25 protein-coding genes are annotated in these 23,821 nt (G+C 70.8%); 13 read left to right on the top strand and 12 right to left on the bottom strand.

Features of this window, described 5'->3' with window-relative positions; translation table 11 throughout:
- Positions 1-43 precede the first annotated feature (43 nt).
- The gene (locus AB6A69_RS12690; RefSeq protein ID WP_371038226.1) at positions 44-289 is read right to left on the bottom strand and encodes a DUF4170 domain-containing protein; all 246 of its coding nucleotides are present in this window, start codon (positions 287-289) and stop codon (positions 44-46) included.
- A gap of 75 nt (positions 290-364) precedes the next feature.
- Between AB6A69_RS12690 and AB6A69_RS12685 the strand changes: the two genes are divergently transcribed.
- Entirely contained in the window at positions 365-829 is a 465-nt protein-coding gene (locus AB6A69_RS12685; RefSeq protein WP_371061042.1) for an ACT domain-containing protein, read from the top strand.
- On the opposite strand, the gene AB6A69_RS12680 is transcribed toward AB6A69_RS12685, so the two are convergent.
- The 3 genes from AB6A69_RS12680 to AB6A69_RS12670 all read right to left on the bottom strand — a co-directional run bounded on the left by AB6A69_RS12680 (position 787) and on the right by AB6A69_RS12670 (position 4,561).
- Positions 787-1,572: an inositol monophosphatase gene (locus AB6A69_RS12680; protein WP_371061041.1), complete on the bottom strand. Its 786-nt coding sequence runs from the start codon at positions 1,570-1,572 to the stop codon at positions 787-789. The two genes, AB6A69_RS12685 and AB6A69_RS12680, sit on opposite strands and share 43 nt — an antisense overlap.
- The gene (locus tag AB6A69_RS12675) at positions 1,559-2,908 is read right to left on the bottom strand and encodes a TldD/PmbA family protein (RefSeq protein WP_371061040.1); all 1,350 of its coding nucleotides are present in this window, start codon (positions 2,906-2,908) and stop codon (positions 1,559-1,561) included. Before AB6A69_RS12675 ends, AB6A69_RS12680 begins: the two co-directional genes overlap by 14 nt.
- Before the next feature lie 138 nt (positions 2,909-3,046).
- Positions 3,047-4,561, bottom strand: a complete 1,515-nt coding sequence (locus AB6A69_RS12670; protein ID WP_371061039.1) for a DUF2125 domain-containing protein — start codon at positions 4,559-4,561, stop codon at positions 3,047-3,049.
- 149 nt (positions 4,562-4,710) lie between these two features.
- Between AB6A69_RS12670 and AB6A69_RS12665 the strand changes: the two genes are divergently transcribed.
- Positions 4,711-5,463 (top strand): SDR family oxidoreductase, encoded by a 753-nt coding sequence (locus tag AB6A69_RS12665; RefSeq protein ID WP_371061038.1) that lies wholly within the window; start codon positions 4,711-4,713, stop codon positions 5,461-5,463.
- Complete coding sequence (locus AB6A69_RS12660) at positions 5,460-6,074, top strand: enoyl-CoA hydratase/isomerase family protein (RefSeq protein WP_371061037.1); 615 nt, start codon at positions 5,460-5,462, stop codon at positions 6,072-6,074. The genes AB6A69_RS12665 and AB6A69_RS12660 overlap by 4 nt, the downstream gene beginning before the upstream one ends.
- Here AB6A69_RS12660 and AB6A69_RS12655 read toward each other — a convergent pair.
- The gene (locus AB6A69_RS12655; protein WP_371055188.1) at positions 6,071-6,385 is read right to left on the bottom strand and encodes an HNH endonuclease; all 315 of its coding nucleotides are present in this window, start codon (positions 6,383-6,385) and stop codon (positions 6,071-6,073) included. The two genes, AB6A69_RS12660 and AB6A69_RS12655, sit on opposite strands and share 4 nt — an antisense overlap.
- 43 nt (positions 6,386-6,428) lie before the next feature.
- On the opposite strand from AB6A69_RS12655, the gene AB6A69_RS12650 reads away from it, so the two are divergent.
- Positions 6,429-7,619: a TIGR03862 family flavoprotein gene (locus AB6A69_RS12650; protein WP_371061145.1), complete on the top strand. Its 1,191-nt coding sequence runs from the start codon at positions 6,429-6,431 to the stop codon at positions 7,617-7,619.
- Here AB6A69_RS12650 and holA read toward each other — a convergent pair.
- Genes holA through leuS form a run of 3 tightly spaced genes read right to left on the bottom strand, consistent with a single transcriptional unit; the run spans position 7,616 to position 11,703 of the window.
- A complete protein-coding gene (holA, locus tag AB6A69_RS12645) occupies positions 7,616-8,641 on the bottom strand; it encodes a DNA polymerase III subunit delta (protein WP_371061036.1) in 1,026 nt (341 codons plus the stop codon). The genes AB6A69_RS12650 and holA overlap by 4 nt on opposite strands.
- Positions 8,642-8,648: 7 nt before the next feature.
- Complete coding sequence (gene lptE, locus AB6A69_RS12640; RefSeq protein ID WP_371061035.1) at positions 8,649-9,140, bottom strand: LPS assembly lipoprotein LptE; 492 nt, start codon at positions 9,138-9,140, stop codon at positions 8,649-8,651.
- The gene (gene leuS, locus AB6A69_RS12635; RefSeq protein WP_371061144.1) at positions 9,127-11,703 is read right to left on the bottom strand and encodes a leucine--tRNA ligase; all 2,577 of its coding nucleotides are present in this window, start codon (positions 11,701-11,703) and stop codon (positions 9,127-9,129) included. The genes lptE and leuS overlap by 14 nt, the downstream gene beginning before the upstream one ends.
- A gap of 143 nt (positions 11,704-11,846) precedes the next feature.
- On the opposite strand from leuS, the gene AB6A69_RS12630 reads away from it, so the two are divergent.
- Positions 11,847-13,106, top strand: a complete 1,260-nt coding sequence (locus tag AB6A69_RS12630) for a glycosyltransferase (protein WP_371061034.1) — start codon at positions 11,847-11,849, stop codon at positions 13,104-13,106.
- 6 nt (positions 13,107-13,112) lie between these two features.
- Here the strand turns inward: AB6A69_RS12630 and AB6A69_RS12625 are convergent, their stop codons facing one another.
- Entirely contained in the window at positions 13,113-13,598 is a 486-nt protein-coding gene (locus AB6A69_RS12625) for a DUF3576 domain-containing protein (protein ID WP_371061033.1), read from the bottom strand.
- A gap of 275 nt (positions 13,599-13,873) precedes the next feature.
- Between AB6A69_RS12625 and AB6A69_RS12620 the strand changes: the two genes are divergently transcribed.
- The 3 genes from AB6A69_RS12620 to AB6A69_RS12610 all read left to right on the top strand — a co-directional run bounded on the left by AB6A69_RS12620 (position 13,874) and on the right by AB6A69_RS12610 (position 17,133).
- Positions 13,874-14,920 carry a porin gene (locus AB6A69_RS12620; RefSeq protein WP_371061032.1) on the top strand — a complete coding sequence of 349 codons (1,047 nt, stop codon included), beginning with the start codon at positions 13,874-13,876 and terminating at the stop codon, positions 14,918-14,920.
- Positions 14,921-15,019: 99 nt separating this feature from the next.
- Positions 15,020-16,477 carry a tetratricopeptide repeat protein gene (locus tag AB6A69_RS12615; protein ID WP_371061031.1) on the top strand — a complete coding sequence of 486 codons (1,458 nt, stop codon included), beginning with the start codon at positions 15,020-15,022 and terminating at the stop codon, positions 16,475-16,477.
- Complete coding sequence (locus AB6A69_RS12610) at positions 16,474-17,133, top strand: YggS family pyridoxal phosphate-dependent enzyme (RefSeq protein WP_371061030.1); 660 nt, start codon at positions 16,474-16,476, stop codon at positions 17,131-17,133. The genes AB6A69_RS12615 and AB6A69_RS12610 overlap by 4 nt, the downstream gene beginning before the upstream one ends.
- A gap of 3 nt (positions 17,134-17,136) precedes the next feature.
- Here the strand turns inward: AB6A69_RS12610 and AB6A69_RS12605 are convergent, their stop codons facing one another.
- Complete coding sequence (locus AB6A69_RS12605) at positions 17,137-17,616, bottom strand: L,D-transpeptidase (protein WP_371055181.1); 480 nt, start codon at positions 17,614-17,616, stop codon at positions 17,137-17,139.
- A gap of 17 nt (positions 17,617-17,633) precedes the next feature.
- A complete protein-coding gene (ribA, locus tag AB6A69_RS12600) occupies positions 17,634-18,725 on the bottom strand; it encodes a GTP cyclohydrolase II (protein ID WP_371055180.1) in 1,092 nt (363 codons plus the stop codon).
- Between the two features lie 190 nt (positions 18,726-18,915).
- On the opposite strand from ribA, the gene AB6A69_RS12595 reads away from it, so the two are divergent.
- From AB6A69_RS12595 to AB6A69_RS12575, 5 genes are all read left to right on the top strand, one after another.
- On the top strand, positions 18,916-19,602 hold the full coding sequence (locus AB6A69_RS12595) for a response regulator transcription factor (protein ID WP_371038245.1): 687 nt from the start codon (positions 18,916-18,918) through the stop codon (positions 19,600-19,602).
- A gap of 260 nt (positions 19,603-19,862) precedes the next feature.
- Complete coding sequence (locus AB6A69_RS12590; protein ID WP_371061029.1) at positions 19,863-20,651, top strand: exodeoxyribonuclease III; 789 nt, start codon at positions 19,863-19,865, stop codon at positions 20,649-20,651.
- A gap of 75 nt (positions 20,652-20,726) precedes the next feature.
- The gene (locus tag AB6A69_RS12585; RefSeq protein WP_371061028.1) at positions 20,727-21,644 is read left to right on the top strand and encodes a tetratricopeptide repeat protein; all 918 of its coding nucleotides are present in this window, start codon (positions 20,727-20,729) and stop codon (positions 21,642-21,644) included.
- Between the two features lie 27 nt (positions 21,645-21,671).
- Positions 21,672-22,322, top strand: a complete 651-nt coding sequence (locus tag AB6A69_RS12580) for an LON peptidase substrate-binding domain-containing protein (RefSeq protein WP_371055178.1) — start codon at positions 21,672-21,674, stop codon at positions 22,320-22,322.
- Positions 22,319-22,522, top strand: a complete 204-nt coding sequence (locus tag AB6A69_RS12575; protein ID WP_371055177.1) for a Trm112 family protein — start codon at positions 22,319-22,321, stop codon at positions 22,520-22,522. Before AB6A69_RS12580 ends, AB6A69_RS12575 begins: the two co-directional genes overlap by 4 nt.
- A 46-nt stretch (positions 22,523-22,568) precedes the next feature.
- Here AB6A69_RS12575 and AB6A69_RS12570 read toward each other — a convergent pair whose 3' ends face one another.
- Positions 22,569-23,819 (bottom strand): FAD-dependent monooxygenase, encoded by a 1,251-nt coding sequence (locus AB6A69_RS12570; protein ID WP_371061027.1) that lies wholly within the window; start codon positions 23,817-23,819, stop codon positions 22,569-22,571.
- Positions 23,820-23,821 lie beyond the last annotated feature (2 nt).

The following is a 23,821-nucleotide window of genomic DNA, read 5'->3' as shown; positions in this document are numbered from 1 at the left end:
TTGCGGGTCAGCGCCAGGTAGGCGGCGAGGCCGGGGGCGGGTCTCAGCTGTCGAGTTCCTCGGTGGGCGAGGCCTCCGCGGCCTCGTCGCGCAGGCGGTGCAGGTGGGCGATGAAGTAGCGGGTGTGGGCGTTGTCCACCGTGCGCTGCGCCTCGGCCTTCCAGGCGTTGTAGGCGCTCTGGTAATCGGGAAAGATGCCGACCATGTGGATGTCGTCGACGTTCTTGAACTTCGTGCTGGTGGGATCGACCAGCTCGCCGCCGAAGACCAGATGCAGTCGCTGCGCCATGGCTGTTCCCTTTCGCTGTGGGCCGGATCGGCGCGACCCTACGCGATGGGGGCGCCCGGTCAAGGCGGGTCGGGCATGAGCGCCCCGGGTCAACCCGTGCGCGACGCGCGCGCGATGATCGCGGCGATGGAGCCCGCGCTCGATCCCGCGACCTATCGCTTCTGCACCTGCGCGGATCCCGCCCGCGCCGCCGAGGCCGCGGCGCGGGCGCTCGCGACCTTTCGGGAGGATGAGGGGCTTTCGCTCGTGCTTGCGGTGGCCGAGGCGCGGGACATGGGCTTTCCCGACGGTCCCGCGATGCGGCGGATCACGCTTACCGTGCACTCCGCGCTCGACGGCGTGGGCCTCACTGCTGCCGTGTCAGAGGCGCTCGCCGCGCGCGGCATCGCCTGCAACGTGGTCGCGGCCTTCCACCACGATCATCTTTTCGTGCCGGAGATCCATGCGGACGAGGCGATGGAGGCGCTTTCGGCCCTTCAGCGCGCCGCGCGGGCCGGTCAGCCCCCGCCGCCCCGAAGCGCCTCGATCAGCGGCGCGTGAAGCTGCGGCGGGGCGGCCACCACGCCGGCGGTGCGCGGCGGATCGGTGTTGAAGCGCGGGGTGCCGCCGTGCCGGTCGGTCACGACCGCCCCGGCTTCGACGCAAAGCAGCAGCCCGGCGGCGATGTCCCAGTCCCAGCTTTCGCGCAGCGTCAGCATGGCGTCGAACCGCCCCTCCGCCACCAGCGCGAGGCGGTAGGCGAGCGAGGGCCGGTGATGGCGCTCGAAGTCCGGGCGCCCCCCCGGCCAGTTCCGGTCATCGAGCGCGTACCGGGTCGCCAGCACGTTCGCGCCGTCGATCTCCTGCCGGGCGGAGGCCGAGAGCCGTGCGCCGTTCAGCCAGGCGCCGCCGCCCGCCTCGGCGCTGTAGAGCAGGTCATGGGCAGGAAGATAGACCACGGCTGCGCCGATCGCGCCCCCCGCCGCCACCGCGAGCGAGAGCGACCAGCTCGACGATCCCTCGATGAAGCCGGTGGTTCCGTCGATGGGGTCGAGGACGAAGCATCGCTCGGCCGCGAGGCGCTCGGGGGCGTCCTCGTCCTCCTCGCTCAGCCAGCCATAGTCGGGCCGCGCCGGCCGAAGGATCTCGGCGAGCGCGGCGTTCACGGCGATGTCGGCCTCGGTCACGGGGCCCGCGTTTTCCGGCTTGTCCCAGCGTTTCGCGGTCGGGCCGTGGAAGCGCAGCGCGACCGCGCCGGCCGTTCGGGCGGCGCGGACGAGCAGGGCGAGGTCACTCTCCTGCAAGCGTCAGCCCCTCGACCAGAAGCGAGGGCACGACGCGCGACAGCCACGGCCGCGCGTCGTTGGCGGGCACGAGGGTCAGAAGCATCTCGCGCAGGTTGCCCGCCACCGTGCATTCGTTGACCGGCCAGGCGATCTCGCCGTTCTCCACCCAGAAACCGGACGCCCCGCGCGAGTAGTCGCCGGTGTTCGGGTTGATCGTGGAGCCGATCATCGAGGTCACCAGGAGCCCCGTCCCCATCTCGGCAAGAAGCTCCGCGCGGCTTCGCGTGCCCTGGGTGAGGGCCACGTTCCAGTTGGTCGGCGAGGGCGGCGAGGACACGCCGCGCGCGGCGTTCCCGGTCGAGGCCATGCCGAGCTTTCGCGCGGTGGCCAGGTCGAGCGTCCAGCCCGTCAGCCTTCCGTTCTCGACGATGGCGCGGCGGCGGGTCGGCAGCCCCTCGGCGTCGAAGGGCCGCGAGCCGGGCACGCGGGGGCGATGCGGATCCTCGATCAGCGACAGGGCCTCGGGCAGGACCTGCTCGCCCAGCGCGTCGCGCAGCCACGACGCGCCGCGCGCCACCGCGGTGCCGTTGACCGCCGACAGAAGGTGCCCGACCAGCGAGGCGGCGATCCGCTCGTCGAAGACCACCGGGTAGGCGCCGGTGCGCGGGCGGCGCGCGCCCAGCCGCTCCACCGCGCGTTCGCCGGCGGTGCGGCCGATCTCGTCTGCGTCGCGCAGGTCCGACTGGTAGACCCGGCCGTCGCCGTCGTAGTCGCGTTCCATGCCGAGCCCCTCGCCGGCGATCGCCACGCAGGACAGCGACCGGCTGGTGCGCCGGTAGCCGCCGGAAAATCCGTTGCTGGCCGCGAGATGCATCTCGCGCGCGCCCCAGGAGGCCGAGGCGGCCTGCACCTGGCTCACGCCCTCGACCGCCAGGGCGGCGGCCTCGGCGCGGGCCGCGTCCTGCTGCAGCGCGTCGGGCGCGGGTTCGGGGGCGGGATCGGCCAGGTCGAGCGCCGCAGCCGAGCGATCCTCGGCAAGCTGCGCCACATCGGCGAGGCCGGCATGCGGATCCTCCGGCGCCTCGCGCGCCATCGCCACGGCGCGTTCCGCCATCTCGGCGATGGTTTCCGCGCGGGGATCGGAGGCGGACACGCAGGCCTGGCGGCGGCCCAGCATGACCCTCAGGCCGAGGTCGATCCCTTCCGCCCGCTCCGCCTGTTCCAGCGCGCCGCCGCGCACCTCGACGGTCACCGAGCGGTCGGCCAGCACCATCGCGTCCGCGCTTTCGGCGCCCGCCCTGCGCGCGGCGTCGAGAAGCTGGGCGGAGAGCGTGTCGGGGCTCGGAGTGGGCATGGGCGGTCTCCTCGGCTGTGAGCCCGTGAGGTAGACCTCGGCCCGCCGCTTCGCAAGCGGGGCGTGCCCGCCGGGGTCGCGAAACCGTCCGCGCCGACCGGACCCCCGGCCGGCGCGGCACGGCCCCGTGCGCCGGCGCTACTGGATACGCTGGCCGTTGGCGAGGATCTGCCCCTCGCCGTTGATGGCGATGTTCGAGCGCAGGACGTCGTCGCCCGCCGGCACCGCGAACATGCTCATCATCATCCGCGCGCCCATCGCCTGTTCCTCCGGCAGCAGGCCCATGCTCACCAGCGTGTCGAGCAGCGCGTTGGCGCCCGCGAGGCGCAGGTCGATCGACCCGGTGGGGTGCGGCATGCCGTTGAAGGTGGCCGTGTCGCTGTTGTCGAAGGTGAAGGCGCCCTCGCCCGTCAGTTCGGCGCCTGCCGCGCGCAGTTCAAGGCTGTTCAGCGTCAGCGCCTCCAGCTGCGCGGGCTCGTCCGCGCTTTCCATGACGTCGGGGTCGAAGACGCTCACCAGGACGCGGGCGAGCCCGTCCACGTCGAGCGAGAGCGTGGCCGGATCGCGGGGCAGCATCGCGCCCGGGTCGAAGATGTTCCAGAGATTGTCGGACATCGTGAAATCGCCGAGCGTGAGACCGAGCGAGAAGGCGCGCGGCTCGTCGGACGGGGTGAGCGGCACGACGAAGGACATGACGGTCCGGGCCATCTGGAAGGACACCGGGAAGGGCAGTTCGTCGCCCTCGAGCGTCACATCGGTGCCCTCGCCCGTCAGCTCGTAGGACAGCCGTTCGGCGTCGATGGCCAACGCGACGCCGCCTTGCGTCGCCCGGGTGGAGCCGGTGAGGGTCTGCCCGTCCTCCTCGGCGGAGAAGTCGGCCTGTCCGCCCGAGTAGGAGAGGCTGCTTTCCAGGGCATACCCCTCGTCGAGCGCCGCGGCCATGTCGTCGAGACCCGCGCGTTCGGGGATGCGCGCGGAGGTCCGCGACTCCACGGCGTTCATGCTGCCCTTGAGCGTCACGCGCCCGTCGTCGCCCTCGGGGTCGACGAAATCGACGTCGTAGTCGAGCCGCTCCATCGAGGCGCTCTGCTCGATGGCACGCAGCGGCCCGCTGCCCACCGTGGCCGTTCCGTCAAGCCCGGCGACCGTCAGCGCCGCGCGGGCGTCCCCGGGCGGAACGGGCTGTCCGTCCACCACAAGATCGGCGAGCGCGATGCCCAGCTGCGCGGCGCCGTAGTCGTAGCGCAGGCTGTCCTCCGGATCGCCCGAGACGACGATCTCGAGGCCCGACTGGGTCAGGTCGAGGCGGAAGTCGGCGGGCGGCTCGTCCTCGGGCCGGGCCGAGATCGCGACGGGCAGGGTCTCGGGGTAGCGGATGCTGACCGTGCCGTCACCGTTCTCGGTGAAGCGGATCTCGGGCACCGTCACATCCACCGAGCCTTCGTCGTCCGGCAGGGTGCGGGCAAGCGAGATGTCGCGCACCGTCAGCGTGTCGCCGGCCGCCGAATCGCTCGCCGTGACGCTGTATCCCATACCCTCCAGGTAGCCGCGCATGTCGTCCCAGACCTGCCGGGCGGTGACGTCGGCGCTCGCGCCGCCGGCGGCGAGGGCGATGACGGCGGCGAGGCCGCCGCGCAAGGTGTTCCAGCTCATGGTTCGGCCTTTCATGCGTATCGTTCGGCCCGAGCGTCCTCCCGCGCGGGCGGCAGGTCAAGCCCGAAGCCTCGGGGTGGACGTCTGCCGGGGGCAGCCGTATCACCCCGGTACGACGGAAGCGCGACATCGCGGCAGGGAGGCGAGGCATGGGCGGACTGGACGGAAAGGTGGTCATGGTCACCGGGGCGAGCCGGGGCATCGGCGCGGCCGCGGCGCGCGCCTTCGCTGCCGAGGGCGCGAAGGTGGCACTTCTCGCGCGGAGCGAGCGGGACATCGCCGAACTGGCCGGAGAGATCGGCCCCGATGCCATCGCGGTGCCCTGCAACGTCGCGCGCTACCTCGAGGTGGAGGCCGCGGTGGGCGCGTGCCTGCAGGCCTTCGGGCGGCTCGACGTGCTGGTGAACAACGCCGGGGTGATCGAGCCCATCTCGCCCCTGGCCGATGCCGACCCGGACGCCTGGGCGCAGGCCGTCGCCATCAACCTCAACGGCGTCTTCCATGGGATGCGCGCCGCGATGCCGGTGATGATCGAGGCGGGCGGTGGCACGATCCTGACGGTCAGCTCGGGCGCGGCGCACAGCCCGCTGGAAGGCTGGAGCCATTATTGCGCCTCGAAGGCGGGCGCCGCGATGCTGACCCGCTGCGCCGACACCGAGGGCCGCGCCCACGGCATCCGCGCCATGGGCCTCAGCCCCGGCACGGTGGCGACCGAGATGCAGCGCGAGATCAAGGCGAGCGGGATCAACCCGGTGAGCGCGCTCGACTGGTCCGAGCACATCCCCCCCGAATGGCCCGCCCGCGCGCTGGTGTGGATGTGCGGGGCCGAGGCCGACCCCTGGATCGGCGAGGAGATCAGCCTGCGCGATCCCGACATCCGCGCGAAGGTGGGTCTTTCATGATCCGGGTGACGCGCGAGGGCGGGCTCTGGACCGCCGTGATCGACCGGCCGGAAAAGGCCAATTCGCTGACCCTGGAAATGCTCCAGGATCTCGCCGAATTCGCCGAGAGCGCGAGCGCGGAAGGCGCGCGGGCGCTCGTCCTGACCGGCGCAGGCGGCGTCTTTTCGGCGGGGGCGGACCTCGAGGAGGCGCGCGCGGGGCTTGCCACCTCCCCGGTGTGGGAGCGGCTTTCGGCCGCCATTGCGGGCTTTCCGGGCCTGTCGATCGCGGCGCTCAACGGCACGCTTGCGGGCGGCGCCTTCGGCATGGCGCTGGCCTGCGACCTGCGCCTCGCCGCGCCCGAGGCGAAATTCTTCTACCCGGTGATGAAGCTCGGCTTCCTGCCCCAGCCCTCCGATCCCGGGCGGCTCGCCGCGCTGGTGGGGCCGGCGCGGGCGAAGCTGCTGCTCATGGGCGGCGCGAAGATCGGGGCGGACGAGGCGCTGGCCTTCGGCCTCGTCGATCGTGTCCTGCCCGCCGATGACCTCATGGACGCGGCGCACGCCCTCGCCGCGGACACGCGCGCCGCCGCGCCCGAGCATGCCCGCGCCATCAAGGAGCTCTGCCGCTAGCGCCGCCGTCGCAGACGCCGCGCCCCCGGCGAGCGCGAGTGGAAGTCCGGCGGGCGCTTCGACACCCAGCCGATGAATCGCGCCAGACGGGGATGCGCGCGCAGCGCCTCGACGGTGTGAAAGTCCCGCGCCAACTCGGCCTCGGTCAGCGTGGCGTGGATCTCGTTGTGGCAGATCTGGTGCAGAAGCACCGTGGGCCCACCCTTGCCGCCCTTCAGCTTCGGCACGAGGTGGTGCAGGCTTTGCCGCGCGCCCGGCGGGATCGGGCGGCCGCAGAGCGGGCAGACGGGATCGGGCGCGGTGTCGGTCATCGGCGCAGAGCATGGTCCGCGCCGCGGGAAGGGCAAGGACGCGATGGAGCGGATCGAGGCGCTGGTGGTGGGTGCGGGGCCGGCGGGGCTGATGGCGGCCGAGGAACTCGCCCGCGCGGGCCGCGCCGTGCTGGTCGTCGAGGCGAAGCCCTCGGTCGCCCGGAAGTTCCTGATGGCCGGCAAGTCCGGCCTCAATCTCACCAAGGCCGAACCCTTCCCGCGCGTCCTAGCCGCCTACGGCGCCGCGGCGGACCCGCTGCGCCCGATGCTGGAGGCCTTCGGCCCCGAGGAGGTCATGCGCTGGGCCGAGGGGCTCGGCCAGCCGCTCTTCACCGGCTCCTCCGGGCGCGTCTTTCCGGAGGCGATGAAGGCCTCGCCGCTCCTGCGCGCCTGGCTCGCCCGGCTCGAAGGGCTCGGTGTCGCGCGCCGCGTGCGCTGGCGCTGGAGGGGCTGGGAGGAGGCGGCGCTGCGGTTCGAGACGCCCGACGGGCCGCGCCTGATCGAGGCCGGTCGCACGGTTCTGGCGCTGGGCGGGGCGAGCTGGGCGCGGCTCGGCTCGGACGGGGCCTGGGCCCCGTGGCTCGCCGCGCGGGGCGTGCCGATCGCGCCCTTCGCGCCATCGAACGCCGCGCTTCGGGTGGCGTGGTCGGCGCACATGGCGCGGCATTTCGGCCAGCCCGCGAAGCCGCTCGCGCTTCTTGCGGGCGGCCGGCGGGTGCGCGGCGAGGCGGTGATCTCCGCGCGCGGGCTCGAGGGCGGCGGGCTCTATCCGCTGACACCGGAACTTCGCGCGGGCGCGCCGCTCTTCCTGGATCTCGCGCCCGACCTCACCGAGGCCGAGGTGGCCCGGCGACTCGCCCGCCCGCGGGGCAAGGCAAGTCTCTCCAACCATCTCCGCCGCGCGCTGCGGCTGGATCCCGTGCGCCAGGCGCTACTGATGGAGTTCGCGCGGCCGCTGCCGGCCGCGCCCGGGGCGCTTGCGCCGCTCGTCAAGGCGCTGCCCGTGGCCCATGCCGGGCTCGCGGCCCTCGACGAGGCGATCTCGACCGCGGGCGGCGTGCGCTGGGAGGGGCTCGATTCGGGGCTTCAGCTGCGCGATGTGCCCGGGGTCTGGTGCGCGGGCGAGATGCTCGACTGGGAGGCGCCCACGGGCGGCTACCTGCTGACCGCCTGCCTTTCCACGGGCCGCTGGGCCGGGCGCGCGGCGGCGGCGGCGGCGCGCGCCACGCCCTAGCGCGCCCCCAGCCGGGCGAGACGAATCAGGAGACGTTCCACCAGCGCCATGGCGGGGGCGGTCTGCCCCGCCGAGCGCAGCGCGAGGTCGGTGTCCACGATCATGCCGAGCCCCTCGTCGAGCCGCGGCGCGCCCCATCGCTGGGCCTGCCGGACCATGCGGTCGCGGCGCGGGCCGAAGACCGGCGGCCGCAGCCGCGCCGCCCCTTCGGACGGTCCGCCCGGGGCGGAGGCGATGGCATAGAGCGCCCGGAAATGGCGCGCCGCCGCGATCACCAGGCCAACGGGCGTCGCGCCCTGCGCCGCGAGGCGCTGCATGATCGGGCCGATCTCGCCGTCGCGCCCCTCGGCCGCGGCATGCACGGCGTCGTCCATGTCCGCCTCGGTGGAGGCGGGTGCCAGGGCCGCGACGTCGGCGGGGCCGAGCGGCGTGTCGTCGGACATCTTGTAGAGCACGAGCTTTTCCAGCGTCTGGCGAAAGTCGCCCGGCTCGATCTGGCGGGCGAGCGCGGCGAGCGCCTCGCCGGCGTCGCGCGGGATGTCCGAAAGCCCGGCGCGGGCCAGTTCCGCCTCGATCTCGGCGCGGTCCATGGGCTCGTCGTAGACGCCGGCTGCGTAGGCCGACCCGTGACCTTCGAACAGCTTGCGGAGCTTCGACCGCGCGTTGAGCGAGCCGGCGGTGACGACGATCTGCGCGTCGCCCGGCCGCCATTCGCCGAGGGCGGTGGCGATCGTGTCGGCGAGGCCGTCGCCCGCCTCTTCCACGAAGGCGACGCGCGGGCCGGGAAAGAAGCCCTGCGCCTTCACCGCGTCGAGCAGACGCGCCGGGTCGCGGCGCAGGTCCGCGGCGGCGATGCGCGTCAGCCGCATCTCGATCTCGCCCTGGGGTCCGACGAGCGCCGCGATCACCTCCTGCCGGCGAAGCGCGATGCGCATGGTGTCCGTCCCGTGGATCAGAAGCCCCGCGGCGTTCGGGTCGGGCCGGGCGAAGTAGCGCGTCGCGTCGCGGGGCGAAAGCTTCATCGCGGGCTCAGGAAAGATCCGGCGCCGCCAGAAGCAGCCGGTCCACGATCCGGTCGGCGAGCAGCCTCATCAGCCGCGTTTCCGCGTCGCGTCGTGCGGCCTCGGTGGCCACGATGCTTCCGGTGGTGGAGTAGCCGGTGAAGCCGTCGACCTCGCCCTCGGCCAGCACCGTGCCCCCCTCCGCGTCGGAGAGCGTGAAGGCCGCGCTGCCCACGAGCTGGAAACGCGAGGTGCGCCCGTCGCGCGTGGAGCCGAGCCCCTCGGATCTGACGGAGGGCACGACATCGAGCGCGTAGCGGCCCGCCGTCGCGACCCCGAGGCGCTCTTCGAGCCGCGCGCGCAGGTCGAATCCCGCCCGTGTTCCGGGGGCGGAGAAGGCGACCTGCCCCTGAAGCCGCGATGCGCCCCCGCCCGGGGCGTAGACCGGCGCGAAGCCGCAGCCCGCCAGCGCCGCCGCGCAGGCCGCCAGAACGAAGCTGCGGCGATCAGACCACGACATTCACGATCCGCCCCGGCACGACGATGACCTTGCGCGGCGCGGCGCCCTCGAGCGCCCTCGCCACCGCATCGGTGGCGAGGGCCGCCTTTTCGACGTCTTCCTTGCCGAGGTCGCGCGGCACGGTGATCTCGGCCCGGCGCTTGCCGTTGACCTGCACCGGCAGGGTGACGGTGTCCTCCACCAGCATGGTTTCGTCGGCCTCGGGCCAGGGCGCGTCGATGACGAGGCCCTCGCGGCCCAGAAGCGCCCAGAGCTCTTCCGAGAGGTGCGGGGTCATCGGCGACATGAGCTGCGCGAGCGCCGCGGCGGCCTGCCGTTTCGCGCCGCCCCCCGCGGCCGATTTCGAGAGCGTCGCAGTGAAGGCGTAGAGCCGCGCGATCGCGGCGTTGAAGCCGAAGCTTTCCGTCCCTTGCGTGACGTCGTGGATGGTCTTGTGCATCTCGCGCAGGAGCGCCTCGTCCTCTTCCGGCTGGCCGGCCTCGTCCGGCAGGGCGGCGATCTCGGCGACGATCCGGTGGACGCGGGAGAGGTGGCGGTGCGCGGCCTCCGCGCCCGCGGCCGTCCACTCGACGTCGCGCTCCGGCGGGCTGTCGGAGAGCACGAACCAGCGCACGGTGTCGGCGCCGAAAGCCTCGACGATCGCAACTGGGTCGACCACATTCTTCTTGGATTTCGACATCTTGGCCGAAGCGATCACCTCGACCGGCGCGCTTGTCTCCCTCAGCACGGTAGACCCGTCGCGCGTCTCGACCTCCTCGGGGAAGTGATAGACGGGCCGCCCCTCGGCGTCGCGGGTCTGGTAGATCGCGTGGGTGACCATCCCTTGGGTGAAGAGCGCCTCGAAGGGCTCCTTCGATTTCTCGGGCAGGTGGCCGCAGATGTGCATCGCGCGGGCGAAGAAGCGCGAGTAGAGCAGGTGCAGGATCGCGTGCTCGATGCCGCCGATGTACTGGTCGACATTCATCCAGTAGGCGGTTTCCTCGGGGTCCGTGGGCGTCTCGGCCCGCGGCGCCGTGAAGCGCGCGTAATACCAGGAGCTGTCCACGAAGGTGTCCATCGTGTCGGTCTCGCGCCGGGCGGGCTTGCCGCAGGCGGGGCAGTCGGTGCGCGCCCAGTTCGGGTGCCGCTCCAGCGGATTGCCGGGCTGGTCGAAGCTCACGTCGTCGGGCAGCAGGACCGGCAGGTTTTCCTTCTTCTCCGGGACCACGCCGCAGCTCTCGCAGTGCACCACCGGGATCGGGCAGCCCCAGTAGCGCTGGCGCGAGAGGCCCCAGTCGCGCAGACGGTACTTCGTCACGCCCTGGCCCACGCCGTTCTCTTCGCAGAAGCGGATGGCGGCCTCCACGGCCTCCTCGCCGGTCTGCTCGGTCTCGCCGGCGAAGCCGCGGATGTAGATCACGCGCTCGGACTTGGGCGGCACGAAGGCGGGCCCGCCATCCTCTGCGAGCGGCTGGCCGTCATCCTCCAACGGCGCGAAGGTGGAAATCACCGGCAGGTCGTATTTCCGCGCGAAATCGAGGTCGCGCTGGTCATGCGCCGGGCAGCCGAAGATCGCGCCGGTGCCGTAGTCTATCAGGATGAAGTTGGCGATCCAGACCGGCAGCTCCCAGCTGGTGTCGAAGGGGTGCCGCACCCGCAAGCCGGTGTCGTGGCCCTTCTTCTCGGCGGTCTCCAGCTCCTCCTCCGAGGTGCCCATCCGCCGGCACTCGGCGTTGAAGGCGGCGATGCCGTCGTCGTGGCGTTCGAGCGATCTCGCCAGCGGATGATCGGGCGAGACGGCGACGAAGCTCGCGCCGAGAAGCGTGTCGGGCCGGGTGGTATAGACCTCCACCCGGTCGTGCCCCTCGATCCCGTCGACGAGCGAGAAGGAGAACTGCAGGCCGCGGCTCTTGCCGATCCAGTTGGCCTGCATGGTCTTCACCTTGGCGGGCCAGTCGTCGAGCGTGTCGAGCGCCTCCAGCAGTTCCTCGGAATAGTCCGAGATACGGAAGAACCACTGCACCAGCTCGCGCCGCTCGACCGCCGCGCCCGAGCGCCAGCCCTTGCCGTCGATCACCTGCTCGTTGGCGAGCACGGTCATGTCGACGGGATCCCAGTTCACCACCGCCGCCTTGCGGTAGACGAGGCCCTTTTCCAGGAAGTCGAGGAAAAGCGCCTGCTGCTGGCCGTAATACTCCGGGTCGCAGGTGGCGAATTCCCGGCTCCAGTCGATGGAAAGGCCCAGGGGCTTCATCTGCCCGCGCATGTCGGCGATGTTGCCGTAGGTCCAGTCCTTCGGGTGGCCGCCCGACGCCATCGCCGCGTTCTCTGCGGGCATGCCGAAGGCGTCCCATCCCATCGGATGCAGCACGTTGAAGCCCTGCGCGCGCTTGTAGCGCGCCACCACGTCGCCCATCGTGTAGTTGCGCACATGCCCGATATGGATGCGCCCCGACGGATAGGGGAACATCTCGAGCACGTAGTATTTCGGCCGCGCGGGATCGGCCGTGGCGGCGAAAGCGCCGGCCTCGTCCCAGGCGGCCTGCCATTTCGGCTCGATCTCGGCGGGGGCGTAGCGGGCCATGGCGCGGTCCTCGGGCGTTGTGCGTGTGGATTGCGCCGGGTGATAGGCGAGCGGGCGGCGGGCGTCCAGTGCTGCGCGTGCCATTGGCGCGCGGGCCTCGCGCCGCTATGAGGGGTGCCGGAGGCAGGCGTGCGGAGCGGTCGTTGCGGATACTCGTGATCCACCAGAACTTTCCGGGGCAGTACAAGCACCTCGCCCCGGCGCTCGTCGCGGCGGGGCACGAGGTGGTGGCACTGACGCTGAAGGTGAAGGCGCCCACGACCTTCCACGGGGTGCGCGTGCTGCCCTATCGCCTCGAGCGCGGCAACGCGCCGGGACTGCATCCGTGGCTCACCGATTTCGAGACCAAGCTCATCCGCGCCGAGGGCTGCCATGCCGGCGCGGTGGCGCTGCGCGAGCAGGGCTTCGCGCCCGACGTGATCCTCGCCCATCCGGGCTGGGGCGAGAGCCTTTTCCTCAAGGACGTGTGGCCGGATGCGCGGCTCGGCCTCTTTTGCGAGCTCTATCACCGCTCGGACTATCCGCATGTCGATTTCGACCCGGAGTTTCCCAGCCCCGAGGGCGCCCGCGGCCCGCTGCGGCTGCGCATGAAGAACCTCAACAATCGCCTGCATTTCGAGATCGCGGAGGCGGGCGTCAGCCCCACGCGCTTTCAGGCCGACACCTTCCCGGACACGTTCCGCGACCGAATCACGGTGATCCATGACGGGATCGACACCGAGGCGGTGACCCCCGACCCCGCCGCGCGGCTGGATCAGGGCGAGGGCCGGGCGCTCACCTGCGAGGACGAGGTCGTGACCTTCGTCAACCGCAACCTCGAACCCTATCGCGGCTACCACGTCTTCATGCGCGCGCTGCCGGAACTCCTGCGCCGCCGCCCGCGGGCGCATGTGGCGATTCTCGGCGGCGACGGCGTGAGTTACGGGGCGCGCCCCCCCGAGGGGCAAAGTTGGAAACGCATCTTCATCGACGAGGTGCGCGGGCAGATCCCCGACGCCGACTGGGCGCGCGTGCATTTCCTGGGCCGGGTGCCCTACGCGCAGTTCCTGTCGCTCCTGCGGGTGAGTCGCGCGCATGTCTACCTGACCTATCCCTTCGTGCTGAGCTGGTCGCTTCTGGAGGCGATGAGCGCGGAGGCCGCGATCGTGGCCAGCGACACCGCGCCGGTGCGCGAGGTCATCCGCGACGGCGAGACGGGGCTCCTGGTGGATTTCTTCGACGGCGCGGGGCTCGTGGACCGGATCGACGCGCTGCTCGACGACGCGGCGCTGCGCGCGCGCCTGGGCCGGGCGGCGCGGCGCACCGTGCGCGAGGACTACGACCTGCGCACGCGGTGCCTGCCGCGGCAGATCGCCTGGGTGGACGGGCTGGCCGGGCTCACGCCCCGCGCGCCCGGGACCTGAGGGGCCTCAGAAGCCCGCGTCGCGCTGGCGAAGCTGGCGTGCGCGGGCGAGAATCGCGTCTTCCACCGCGCGCTGCGTGCTGGTGGCGACGGGCCGGCCGTCGCGGGTCTGAAGCGCCACGCGCAGCGATCGCGCGTCGAGCGCGGGGTCCGAGACGTAGATCGTCGCGCGATAGGCCCGACCGCCGCCGGGCGGCGTGCCGAATCCGGTCACGATCACGCCGGTGAAGGGATCGACCGAGTCCACGGGAAGAAAGTTCAGCACGTCGGTGGAGGCCTGCCAGATATAGCGGTTGACCTGCGTCACCTGCTCGTCGCTGTTGCGCCGGAACACGTCCCATATGCTGGAGCGGGGGCGCGCGCCCTGCTGCCGCTCCGCGTCGATGATGTCCTGCGGGCTGCGGGTTTCCACCGGCGCCTGCCGCGACCCGCAGGCCGTCAGGGCGAGCGCCGCCGCGGCGAGCACCAGAAACCGGGGGGTGAAGATAGCCATGGGCCGCTCCTGACAACTCTCGTTTGTCTCCTTAACCGCCCGTCCGCGCCGCGACAAGGCGGCAGCGTTCCGGCGGGCCGGATGCGGGGGCGGCGGGGCGGCCCGCGGGTGCCGCAGCGTCACGCACACGCCTTGTGGCAAACGCGCATCACTTGGGGACGTGTTGGTCCGCGCCCGGCGCCACCGCTTGCCAACGGACCCCCCCAGGGTGCATTCACCCCTCATCGCATCCGGGGCACCGGATTGGGACGATCCTTGAACACATGAGGGAAAAAATGAAGAAAGTTCTCTTCGCCACCACCGCCCTGGTCGCCTCGGCCGGCGTGGCATCCGCCCAGGACCTGGGCATCTCCATCTCGGGCTTCGCCGAAATCGGTATCGCCGGCGGCAGCGGGTTCCCCGATGTCGCGACCGGCTCGGGTCCCATCACTGACCCTGTCGACCGGAACAAGACGCGTCTGCACAACGACATCGGCATCCAGATCGACGCCGTGGGCGAGACCGACAACGGCATCTCCTTCGGCATGTCGTTCGAGATCGACGACAGCAACGGCAACGACCGTGTCAACGGCACGCCGGGCTTCGACAACGAGTTCGCGTTCGTCTCCTCGGGCCCCGTCACCTTCACCATGGGTGAGATCAACGGCGCCTACGACCAGCGCGTGGACGAGGCCTCCTGGGGCGGCTCGCTGACGGACGATCACACCGCGCATGGCGGCTTCAACACCACGAACGGGGCCGATGGAGCCTACGACGGCCAGATCGCCCGCCTCGACTACGACATGGGCGCCTTCGGCGCGTCGATCTCGGTCGAGCAGGACGACAGCGCGAACGATCTCAACCCGATCTGGGGCATCGGCGTTTCCTACGGCCTGGAACTGACGGGCGTGGACCTCGACTTCGGCGCCGGCTTCATGTCACATGACGAAAATAATGGTCGGGTTGTTGCAGGGGCGCAGCCCTTTCTCGGCATTGAATCCGCCTGGGGCCTGAGCGTCGGCGCCGGCTTTGACAACGGTCTGAAGTTGGCGGCAAACTACGAAAGCATTAGCATTGACGAGGCGAAGCAGGCCACGGTCACCGGTGATGCTGAGCGCTGGACCATCGGTGCGGGTTACGACTTCAACAACCTGTCGGTCGAGGCCAACTACGGCCAGACCAACTTTGACAGTGCTGATAACATCGACGGCTTCGGCCTCGCCGCCCAGTACGACCTCGGTGGCGGCCTTCAGGCCCAGGCCGGCTACGGCAACACCAACGTGCCCAGCGCGGTTGGTGACGACGTGGAGACCTGGTCGCTCGGCCTCTCGATGAGCTTCTAAGCGTCACGATCCCCGACTACCGAAGAGCGGGCCCTCGCGGCCCGCTCTTTTCTTTTGCGCGCTCGGGGTGTTACTTGGCGGCGACCCACGGAGCCCGCCATGCCCCCGCCCACGCCCCAGCAGATCAAGGCCGCTTTCGCGAAGGCCGGCGCGCTTCACGCCAAGGGCCGGCTGGCCGAGGCGCGGCGCCTTTACGCCGACCTGACCCGCGCCGCGCCCCGCGCGCCGGAGCCGCATTACCACCTTGCCCGCATCGCCCTGGCCGAGCGCGACCTCGACGCCGCCGCGAAACACCTGAAGACCGCAGCGCGGCTGAAACCCGGGGAGCCCGCGCTTCTCGCCCTTCAGGCGCAGATCGAGGAGGCGGCCGGCCGCCCCGAGGCCGCGCTGAAGACCTATGACCGGCTGATCGCCGCCCGCCCCAAGGCGCCCAAGCCGCGCGCCGACAAGGCGCTTCTTCTTCAGCAGATGGGCGATTTCGACGCGGCGGAGACCGAGTTCATGACCGCCATCCGCCACAACCCCGCGCAGGGGGAGCTTTACCGCATGGTCGGCGCGACACGGAAACTCGCGCCCGGCGACCCGCTGATCGCCGAGATGGAGCAGGTCTATGCCCGCGACGACCTGACCGAGGGCGCGCGCTGCCAGCTGGCCTTCGCGCTGGCCAAGGCGATGGAGGACACCAAGCGCCACGACCGGGTGTTCGGCTATCTCGACACGGCCAACGCGTTGCAGCGCAGGGCGTTTCCCTTCGATTTCGACGAGCGCGCGGTCGAGATCGACCTGCTTCATGCCGCGATGGACGATCTGTCGAAGGTGCCCGCCGCCGCAGAGGATTTCCGGCCCGTCTTCGTGATCGGGCTGCCGCGCTCGGGCACCACGCTGGTCGAGCAGATCGTGGCGGCCCATTCCACCGTGGAGGCCGGCGGCGAGCTGGGCCTCGCGCTCGACGAATTCTACCGCCGCTTCCAGGCCGGCCGCGCCTTCACGCCCGTGTCGAAGGCCCATCCCCGCACGCATCTCGATTTCGCCGCCGCCTACGAGGCGCGGGTGCGCGCGGAGGTGCGATTCGACGCGCGCGTGACCGACAAGTCGATCCAGACCTTCCAGCTTGTCGGCTATCTCGCGCGCGTGCTTCCGGGCGCGCGCTTCGTGGCAGTGCGGCGCGATCCGCGCGACGTGGCGCTCTCGATCTACAAGAATCACTTCCAGGGCGGCACCCACCGCTATTCCAACGATCTGCGCGACATCGCCCGCTACATGCGTCTTTACGGGCGCATCCTCGAGGCGTGGAAGGCGCGCCTGCCCGGCGTGATCCACGAGGTCGGCTACGAGGATCTGGTCTCCGATCCCGAGCCGCAGGCGCGCGCCCTCGTCGCCGCGGCCGGCCTCGACTGGGAGCCGGGCTGTCTCGATTTCCACAAGGCGGCCGGCTCGGTGAAGACGCTGTCGCTTCATCAGGTGCGCCAGCCGATCTACAAGAGCTCCGCCGAGGCGTGGCGGCGCTACGAGGCGGAGCTCGCGCCCTTCCTCGAGGAATGGGAAAGGACGGCATGAGCGGATTGCAGGACATCCGGGAGCGAATCGCCGCCGCGGAATTCGCCGCGGGCCGCGAAGACGGCTCCGTCACGCTGGTCGCCGTGTCGAAGAAGCAGCCGCTGGAGCGTGTGGAGGCGGTTCTGGAGGCCGGGCACCGCGTCTTCGGCGAGAACCGCGTGCAGGAGGCCGCGGAGAAGTGGCCCGCCTTCCGCGAGCGCTACGACGGGGTGGAGGTGCACCTGGTCGGGCCCTTGCAGACCAACAAGGCGCGCCAGGCGATGGAGCTTGTGCAGGCGATCCACTCGGTGGACCGGCCGAAGCTCGCGCGGACACTCGCGCGCCTCGCGCAGGAGATCGGCCACTGCCCGAAGCTTTTCGTGCAGGTCAACACCGGCGAAGAGCCGCAGAAGGCCGGCATCCCGCCCGCCGAGGCGGACGGTTTCATCGCCGAATGCCGCGGGCTCGACCTGCCGGTCGAGGGGCTGATGTGCATCCCGCCGGTCGAGGAGGAGCCGAGCCTGCACTTCGCGCTTCTGGCCAAGATCGCGGAGCGCAACGGCCTCGCGGGCCTCTCCATGGGGATGAGCGACGATTTCGAGAAGGCGATTTCCTTCGGCGCGACCCATGTGCGCGTGGGCAGCGCGATCTTCGGGGCGCGCGACGAAGGGGCGTGAGCGTCAGGGCACGATCAGCCGCGTGTCGTGGCCGATCCGCGCCGCGACCTCGCGCAGGTGATCGCGCCGCAGCGCGACGCAGCCCGCCGTGGGATAGCCCGGTCGCCGCCACTGGTGGATGAAGATGCATGATCCGCGGCCGCGTTCGGCCCGCGGCCAGTTCCAGTCGGTGACCAGCACCAGATCGTAAAGCGGATCGGGCCGGCGGAGCGCCTCGTGGCTCCAGGGATAGGGCGCGCGGACCATGAGGTTGTAATCCTCGTGGCGCGGGTCGTCGGACCACAGATCGCCCGGCCTGATCGGCACCGCCCAGTCGGCGGGCGGCGCCATCCGGTCCGGGCGGTAGAGCATCCCCACGATCCGGTGGGTGCCGCGCGGGGTGGCGCCGTCCCCCTCGCGCTTGGCCCCCGTGACGCCGGTCCGGCCGATCGCGCAGGGGTAGAGCCGCCCGCGGAAGCGCAGCCCGCGCGGTGTCAGCACCATGTCCCCGGCGCTGCCCGTCACAGCAGGTGCCCCGATTTCGCGGCCTTCGTGGCGAGGTAGCCCTCGTTCTCGGCCCGGCGGCCGACGCTGAGCGGCACGCGCTCGGCAACGGTAAGGCCGCAGGCCTCCATCATGTGCAGTTTCGCGGGGTTGTTCGTCATCAGCCGCACCTCCGTGAAACCCATGCGCCGCAGGATGTCCGAGCCGATGCGAAAGTCGCGCTCGTCGTCCTCGAAGCCCAGCCGGTGGTTGGCCTCCACCGTGTCGAAACCCTGGTCCTGCAGGGAATAGGCGCGCATCTTGTTGGCCAGGCCGATGCCGCGCCCCTCCTGGTTGAGGTAGAGAAGCACGCCCGCGCCCTCCGCGCCCATCTGGGCGAGCGCGCCGCGCAACTGCGCGCCGCAATCGCATTTGAGGCTGCCCAGCACGTCGCCGGTGAAACAGGCCGAGTGAAGCCGGGCGAGCACGGGGCGATCGCGGTGGGGCTTGCCGATCTCGAAGGCGTAGTGCTCCTCGCTGCCGTCCTCGGGCCGGAAGACGTGGAGCCGCCCGGCACCCGCGGCCTCCACCGGCAGGCGCGCCTGCGCCACCGTGTGAAGCGGGCTGACCGCGGCGAGCACCGGATCGGCGAGCCCGGCGGGCAGCAGCGTCAGCCCGTGCGCGGCGGCGAACGCCTGCGGATCGGCGAGATCCGCCACCAGTGCGGCGGGAAGCAGATGGGCCGATTTCACCAGCCGCAGCGCTGTGCGGTGCATCGCCGCGTCGCCGCCCCGCTCGGACACGAGGGGGCCCTTCATCGGGCGGGCGAGATCGTCGGCCGGATCCGCCACGGCGTGGATCCAGCCCAGATCGGCGTCCGCGGGCAGGCGCACGCGGGCGAGATCCTCGTCATAGACCCGCGCCTTGAGCGTCTCGGCCCGGCGCCGCGTGATCGCAAGGCTCGGGGCCGCGCCAAGCGCCGTCACGGCCTCCAGCCGTTCACGGCGCAGCGTCTCGGCGGCCAGCACCAGCGCCCCCCGCCCCGCGCCCGTCAGCACCACGCCCACGCCCATGCGCAGGTCTGCGCGGGCACGCGCGATCTGTTCGACAAGGTCTGGCGCGAGGCTCATGGCATCCTTCGGTTCGTGACGTGCCCCCGCAGAGGCGCGCGGTCCAGAGGCACCCGTTCTAGATACGTCTGCCGCGACATGAAACAATTCCTCATGCGGTTACACGACAGCGTGAGACGTTTGCAGCAAATCTTGTCACCCCCTGCCGGCTTGCGCATCTCGGTCAGGCAGAGGAGGAGGACGTATCCCGATGCCCCAGCTCAAGAACATTCTTCTTGTCGACGACGACGACGATCTTCGCGAGGCGCTTTCGGAACAGCTGGTCATGACCGAGGACTTCGAGGTCTTCGAGGCGGACAGCGGCACGCAATCCATGGAGCGTGTGAAGGCACAGATCTTCGATCTGGTCATACTCGATGTCGGTCTTCCCGACACCGATGGCCGCGAGCTTTGCAAGCGGATGCGCAAGCAGGGCGTGAAAAGCCCGATCATCATGCTCACAGGGCACGACAGCGACGCCGACACCATCCTGGGCCTCGACGCGGGGGCGAACGATTACGTCTCGAAACCCTTCAAGTTCCCGGTGCTCCTTGCACGGATCCGCGCCCAGCTTCGCCAGCACGAGCAGTCCGAGGACGCGATCTTCTCGCTCGGGCCCTACACCTTCAAGCCGGCGATGAAGATGCTGATCACAGAGGACGACCGCAAGATCCGTCTCACCGAGAAGGAGACGAACATCCTCAAGTTCCTCTACCGCTCGCCGGAAGCCGTGGTGCCGCGCGACGTGCTGCTGCACGAGGTCTGGGGCTACAACGCGGGCGTGACCACGCACACGCTGGAGACGCATATCTATCGCCTGCGCCAGAAGATCGAACCGGACCCCTCCAACGCGCGGCTGCTGGTGACCGAAAGCGGCGGTTACCGCCTGGTGGCGTGACGGCCGGCTTTTTTGAGCCAGATCAATGTGGCACGACGAGTGCATCTTTTATGGTGGCAAACAAGGACTCCCGCGCATGTCCGGGTCATGACATGCACCTCCCTGTTGGACTCGGCCGGGCCTCGCGCCCGGCCTTTTTTCTACCCACCGGAGGACGGGTCTGCGGATGGGCGGCGCCACGCGCGGCCCGGCCCGTCGCCACGCTGGACCTCCCCCGCCCGGCTGATTAGGGTCCGCGCGCCGTGAAGAAGGAGCTGCGCATGTCTGTCACGCTTGCCACATGGAACATCAACTCCGTCCGCCTGCGGGCGGGCCTCGTGGCGCGGCTGATGGCGGAGGAGGCGCCAGACATCCTGTGCCTTCAGGAATGCAAGAGCCCGGTCGACAAGATCCCGCGCGACGCCTTCGCCGAGCTGGGCTACCGGCACATGGTCGCGCGGGGCGAGAAGGGCTACAACGGCGTGGCGATCCTGTCGAAGCTGCCGATCGAGGACGCGGGCGATCTCGACATGGCGGGGCTCGGCCACGCCCGGCATGTCGCCGGCCGGCTGGAGAACGGTGTGGTGATCCATAATTTCTACGTTCCCGCCGGCGGGGACGTGCCCGACCGCGAGGTGAACGTGAAATTCGGCCAGAAGCTCGACTACCTCACCGACATGCGCGACTGGCTGCATGCCGAGAAGCCGGGAAAGACGATCCTCGTCGGCGATCTCAACATCGCCCCGCGCGAGGACGACGTCTGGTCGCACAAGGAGCTTCTGAAGGTCGTCAGCCACACGCCCGTGGAGGTGGAGCATCTGGCCGGCGTGCTGGAGGCGGGCCGCTTCACCGACGTCACCCGCCGCGACATCCCCGAGGGCCGGCTCTATTCCTGGTGGTCCTACCGGGCACGCGACTGGGAGGCGTCCGACAGGGGCCGGCGGCTCGATCACGTCTGGGCGACGTCCGACATCGCGGGCGCCGCGCATTCCAGCCGGGTCCTGCGCCATGTCCGTGGCTGGGAGAAGCCGTCGGATCACGCCCCGGTGTTCGCCTCCTTCGATTTCTGACGGGCGGGCGCGACATCTTGGAAGACGGGCCCGGCGGGTCCATATTCAGGCGAAAGCGAATTCGAGGGTGACAGAATGATCGAACTGGGCGGAGGCGCCGCGGCGGCGCCGGCAACGGACCTTATCAAGGACGTGGACGAGCAGACCTTCATGGCGGAGGTGGTGGACGCCTCCCAGGAGGTGCCCGTCATCGTCGATTTCTGGGCGCCGTGGTGCGGCCCCTGCAAGACGCTCGGCCCCGCGCTGGAGGCGGCGGTCACGGCGGCGCGCGGCGCGGTGCGCATGGCCAAGGTGAACGTGGACGAGAACCAGATGATCGCGGGCCAGCTGCGCATCCAGTCGATCCCCACGGTCTACGCCTTCTGGAAGGGCCAGCCGATCGACGGGTTCCAGGGCGCCTTGCCCGCCTCCGAGATCAAGCAATTCATCGACCGCGTGGTCGAGGCGGCGGGCGGCGACGCCTCGGGTGGCCTCGGCGAGGCGCTGGAAGCGGCGGAGCAGATGCTCGCGGATGGCGCGGCCGCCGACGCCGCCCAGACCTTCGCGGCGATCCTCGGCGAGGAAGAGGAGAACGCGGCCGCCTATGGCGGGCTGGTGCGGGCGCACATCGCCCTGGGCGAGCTCGACCAGGCGGAGGCAATCCTGAACGGCGCGCCCGCCAGCATCTCCAAGGCGCACGAACTCGAGTCGGCCGCCGCGCAGCTCGAGCTGGCGCGCCAGGCCGAGGGGGCGGGCCCTGTCGCGGAGCTACATGCCAGGGTCGAGGCCGATCCCGACGATCTTCAGGCGCGCTTCGATCTGGCCCAGGCGCTCTACGCCAAGGGCGACGCGGCCGGCGCCGTGGACCAGCTGCTCGAGCTTTTCCGCCGCGATCGCGAGTGGAACGACGGCGCCGCCAAGGCGCAGCTTTTCACCATCTTCGAGGCCCTGAAGCCCAACGATCCGGTGGTGCTGAACGGCCGCCGCAGGTTGAGCTCCATGATATTTGCCTGAGGCATGGGGCGGGCTAGCTCGATGCGCATGACAAAGCCAGCCGATCTTCCGGATACGATTCCGGTCTTTCCATTGCCGGGCGCGCTGCTTTTGCCGCGCGCGCGCCTGCCGCTGCACATATTCGAGCCGCGCTACCTCGCGATGGTGGAGGACTGCCTCAAGACGCCGGAGCGGCTGATCGGCATGGTGCAACCATGCCCGGGCCCGGGAAAGCAGGACCCCGCGCCGCTGCAGAGGATCGGGTGCGCCGGGCGCCTCACCCAGTTCTCCGAAACCGAGGACGGGCGCTACATGATCACGCTGTCGGGAATGTCCCGCTACCGCGTGCTGGAAGAGGTGGAGGGCTTCACCCCCTACCGCCGCGCGCGCGTCAGCTGGACGGGGTTCGACAACGATCTCGGCAAGACGGAGCATGATCCGAACTTCGACCGCAGTCGCTTTCTCGACCTTCTGGGGCGCTACTTCGCGGCGCGGAACCTGTCGACCGATTGGGACTCGCTCAAGGAAGCCGAGGACGAGTTGCTCGTGAACTCGCTTTCGATGCTTCTCGACTTCGAGCCAGAGGACAAGCAGGCGCTCCTGGAGGCGCCGAGTCTCAGCACCCGGCGCGAGACGCTCGTGACGCTGATCGAGTACACGCTGCGTGGCGGCGAGGGTGGCGGAGAGCTGATGCAATGACCGAACCGACGCCCGCCACCGAGCGCAGCCGGGATTTCGATCGCCACATGCTGGAGGCGCTGATCTGCCCGGTGAGCCATGGCCGCCTGTCCTACGACGCCTCGCGACAGGAGCTGGTATCGGAGGCCGCCGGGCTGGCTTTCCCGATCCGCGACGGCATCCCGGTGATGCTGGTGGACGAGGCCCGCAAACTCGACTGAGCGGGCCGGGGCAGTGCTGCCGGAAGCGCGGGCCCTCCTTCCCCTTTCAGCGCATGAGATCCGGTAGCTCTCCGGTCAGGCCGGCCGCCTCCCGGATGAAGGCCCGACGCAGGCCCGGCACCGCGTTCACCGCGCCCAGCCCGAGGTCGCGGCCCAGCCGCAGGATCGGGTTGTCGTTCGAGAAGAGCCGGTTGAAGCCGTCCGTGGCCAGTGCGAGGGTCGCGGTGTCCCAGCGCCGCCAGCGCTGGTAGCGCAGCAGAACCTGGGTGCTGCCGATGTCCTCTCCGCGCCGCCGCGCCTCGGCCAGCACATGGGCCAGTGCGCCCACGTCGCGCAGCCCGGCGTTGAGGCCCTGGCCCGCGATGGGATGCACCCGGTGCGCCGCGTCGCCGGCAAGCGCCACACGCGCCGCCACGAAACTCTGCGCGAGGCTGAGTGTCAGGGGATAGGTATAGCGATCCCCAGCCAGCGCGATCTCTCCCAGGAAATCCCCGAAGCGGGGGCGAAGGACCGAAAGATATCCCTCGTCGTCCATCGACTGGATCTCGCGCGCCGTGGCGTCCTCCTCCGTCCAGACGATCGAGGAACGCCGCCCCTTCAGCGGAAGGATCGCGAGCGGCCCGGGGGGCATGAAGAACTGGTGCGCGCAGCCGCCGTGGTCGCGTTCATGGGCGATTGCGCAGACGAGCGCGGTCTGGCCGTAGCGCCAGCCGGTGCGCCGGATCCCCGCCCGGGTCGCGGTCCCGCTCGCCATTCCGTCGCAGCCCACGAGCAAGGCGCCCGAGAGCGTGCGTCCCGACGCGAGCGTGACCGTCACCCCGGCCGGGCCGGGCGTCTGCGCCGTGACGCTGTCCCCCTCGACATGGGCGATGCGCGGATCGTCCGCCACGGCGGCCAGCAGCGCGGGCCGCAGGTGGCGATCCTCCACCATGTGGCCCATCGGGCCTTCCTCGATCTCGGCATGGTCGAAGATCAGGTGAAGGGGCGAGGCGCCCTCCCCCGCGCGCCCGTCGCTCACGGCGATTCGCTCGATGGGTTGCGCGTCCTCGGCCACCGCGTCCCAGACGCCGAGGGCCGCCAGAAGCCGCCGCGAGGCGAGGGCGAGCGCATAGGACCGGCCGTCGAAACCTGGCGTGGCGCGCGCTTTTGCCGGGGCGGGGTCGATCAGCGCGACGGAGTGCCCGCCGCGGGCCAGCGCGAGCGCCAGCGCCGTGCCCGTGAGGCCGCCGCCGGCAACGAGGATATCCGCATCATGTGTCATGGGGGGAAATATGACCGGGCGCCCGGGATTGTCCATGC

The sequence above is a fragment of the Rhodosalinus sp. 5P4 genome (assembly GCF_041365695.1).
Classification (GTDB): Bacteria; Pseudomonadota; Alphaproteobacteria; order Rhodobacterales; family Rhodobacteraceae; genus Rhodosalinus.
Note: the sequence above shows the minus strand (reverse complement) of the source record. Positions and strands in the feature narration are given on the sequence as shown.

What these genes read in the sequence shown, in the direction of transcription:
- AB6A69_RS12590 (WP_371061029.1), top strand. Translation starts at nt 19,863, where the DNA reads ATGTCTGTCACGCTTGCCACATGGAACATCAACTCCGTCCGCCTGCGG.
- AB6A69_RS12690 (WP_371038226.1), bottom strand. Translation starts at nt 289, where the DNA reads ATGGCGCAGCGACTGCATCTGGTCTTCGGCGGCGAGCTGGTCGATCCC.
- AB6A69_RS12620 (WP_371061032.1), top strand. Translation starts at nt 13,874, where the DNA reads ATGAAGAAAGTTCTCTTCGCCACCACCGCCCTGGTCGCCTCGGCCGGC.
- AB6A69_RS12585 (WP_371061028.1), top strand. Translation starts at nt 20,727, where the DNA reads ATGATCGAACTGGGCGGAGGCGCCGCGGCGGCGCCGGCAACGGACCTT.
- AB6A69_RS12575 (WP_371055177.1), top strand. Translation starts at nt 22,319, where the DNA reads ATGACCGAACCGACGCCCGCCACCGAGCGCAGCCGGGATTTCGATCGC.
- AB6A69_RS12650 (WP_371061145.1), top strand. Translation starts at nt 6,429, where the DNA reads ATGGAGCGGATCGAGGCGCTGGTGGTGGGTGCGGGGCCGGCGGGGCTG.
- AB6A69_RS12660 (WP_371061037.1), top strand. Translation starts at nt 5,460, where the DNA reads ATGATCCGGGTGACGCGCGAGGGCGGGCTCTGGACCGCCGTGATCGAC.
- AB6A69_RS12595 (WP_371038245.1), top strand. Translation starts at nt 18,916, where the DNA reads ATGCCCCAGCTCAAGAACATTCTTCTTGTCGACGACGACGACGATCTT.
- holA (WP_371061036.1), bottom strand. Translation starts at nt 8,641, where the DNA reads ATGAAGCTTTCGCCCCGCGACGCGACGCGCTACTTCGCCCGGCCCGAC.
- ribA (WP_371055180.1), bottom strand. Translation starts at nt 18,725, where the DNA reads ATGAGCCTCGCGCCAGACCTTGTCGAACAGATCGCGCGTGCCCGCGCA.
- AB6A69_RS12655 (WP_371055188.1), bottom strand. Translation starts at nt 6,385, where the DNA reads ATGACCGACACCGCGCCCGATCCCGTCTGCCCGCTCTGCGGCCGCCCG.
- AB6A69_RS12625 (WP_371061033.1), bottom strand. Translation starts at nt 13,598, where the DNA reads ATGGCTATCTTCACCCCCCGGTTTCTGGTGCTCGCCGCGGCGGCGCTC.
- AB6A69_RS12665 (WP_371061038.1), top strand. Translation starts at nt 4,711, where the DNA reads ATGGGCGGACTGGACGGAAAGGTGGTCATGGTCACCGGGGCGAGCCGG.
- AB6A69_RS12570 (WP_371061027.1), bottom strand. Translation starts at nt 23,819, where the DNA reads ATGGACAATCCCGGGCGCCCGGTCATATTTCCCCCCATGACACATGAT.
- AB6A69_RS12580 (WP_371055178.1), top strand. Translation starts at nt 21,672, where the DNA reads ATGACAAAGCCAGCCGATCTTCCGGATACGATTCCGGTCTTTCCATTG.
- AB6A69_RS12605 (WP_371055181.1), bottom strand. Translation starts at nt 17,616, where the DNA reads ATGGTGCTGACACCGCGCGGGCTGCGCTTCCGCGGGCGGCTCTACCCC.
- AB6A69_RS12685 (WP_371061042.1), top strand. Translation starts at nt 365, where the DNA reads ATGAGCGCCCCGGGTCAACCCGTGCGCGACGCGCGCGCGATGATCGCG.
- AB6A69_RS12610 (WP_371061030.1), top strand. Translation starts at nt 16,474, where the DNA reads ATGAGCGGATTGCAGGACATCCGGGAGCGAATCGCCGCCGCGGAATTC.
- AB6A69_RS12615 (WP_371061031.1), top strand. Translation starts at nt 15,020, where the DNA reads ATGCCCCCGCCCACGCCCCAGCAGATCAAGGCCGCTTTCGCGAAGGCC.
- AB6A69_RS12670 (WP_371061039.1), bottom strand. Translation starts at nt 4,561, where the DNA reads ATGAGCTGGAACACCTTGCGCGGCGGCCTCGCCGCCGTCATCGCCCTC.
- lptE (WP_371061035.1), bottom strand. Translation starts at nt 9,140, where the DNA reads ATGTCGTGGTCTGATCGCCGCAGCTTCGTTCTGGCGGCCTGCGCGGCG.
- leuS (WP_371061144.1), bottom strand. Translation starts at nt 11,703, where the DNA reads ATGGCCCGCTACGCCCCCGCCGAGATCGAGCCGAAATGGCAGGCCGCC.
- AB6A69_RS12675 (WP_371061040.1), bottom strand. Translation starts at nt 2,908, where the DNA reads ATGCCCACTCCGAGCCCCGACACGCTCTCCGCCCAGCTTCTCGACGCC.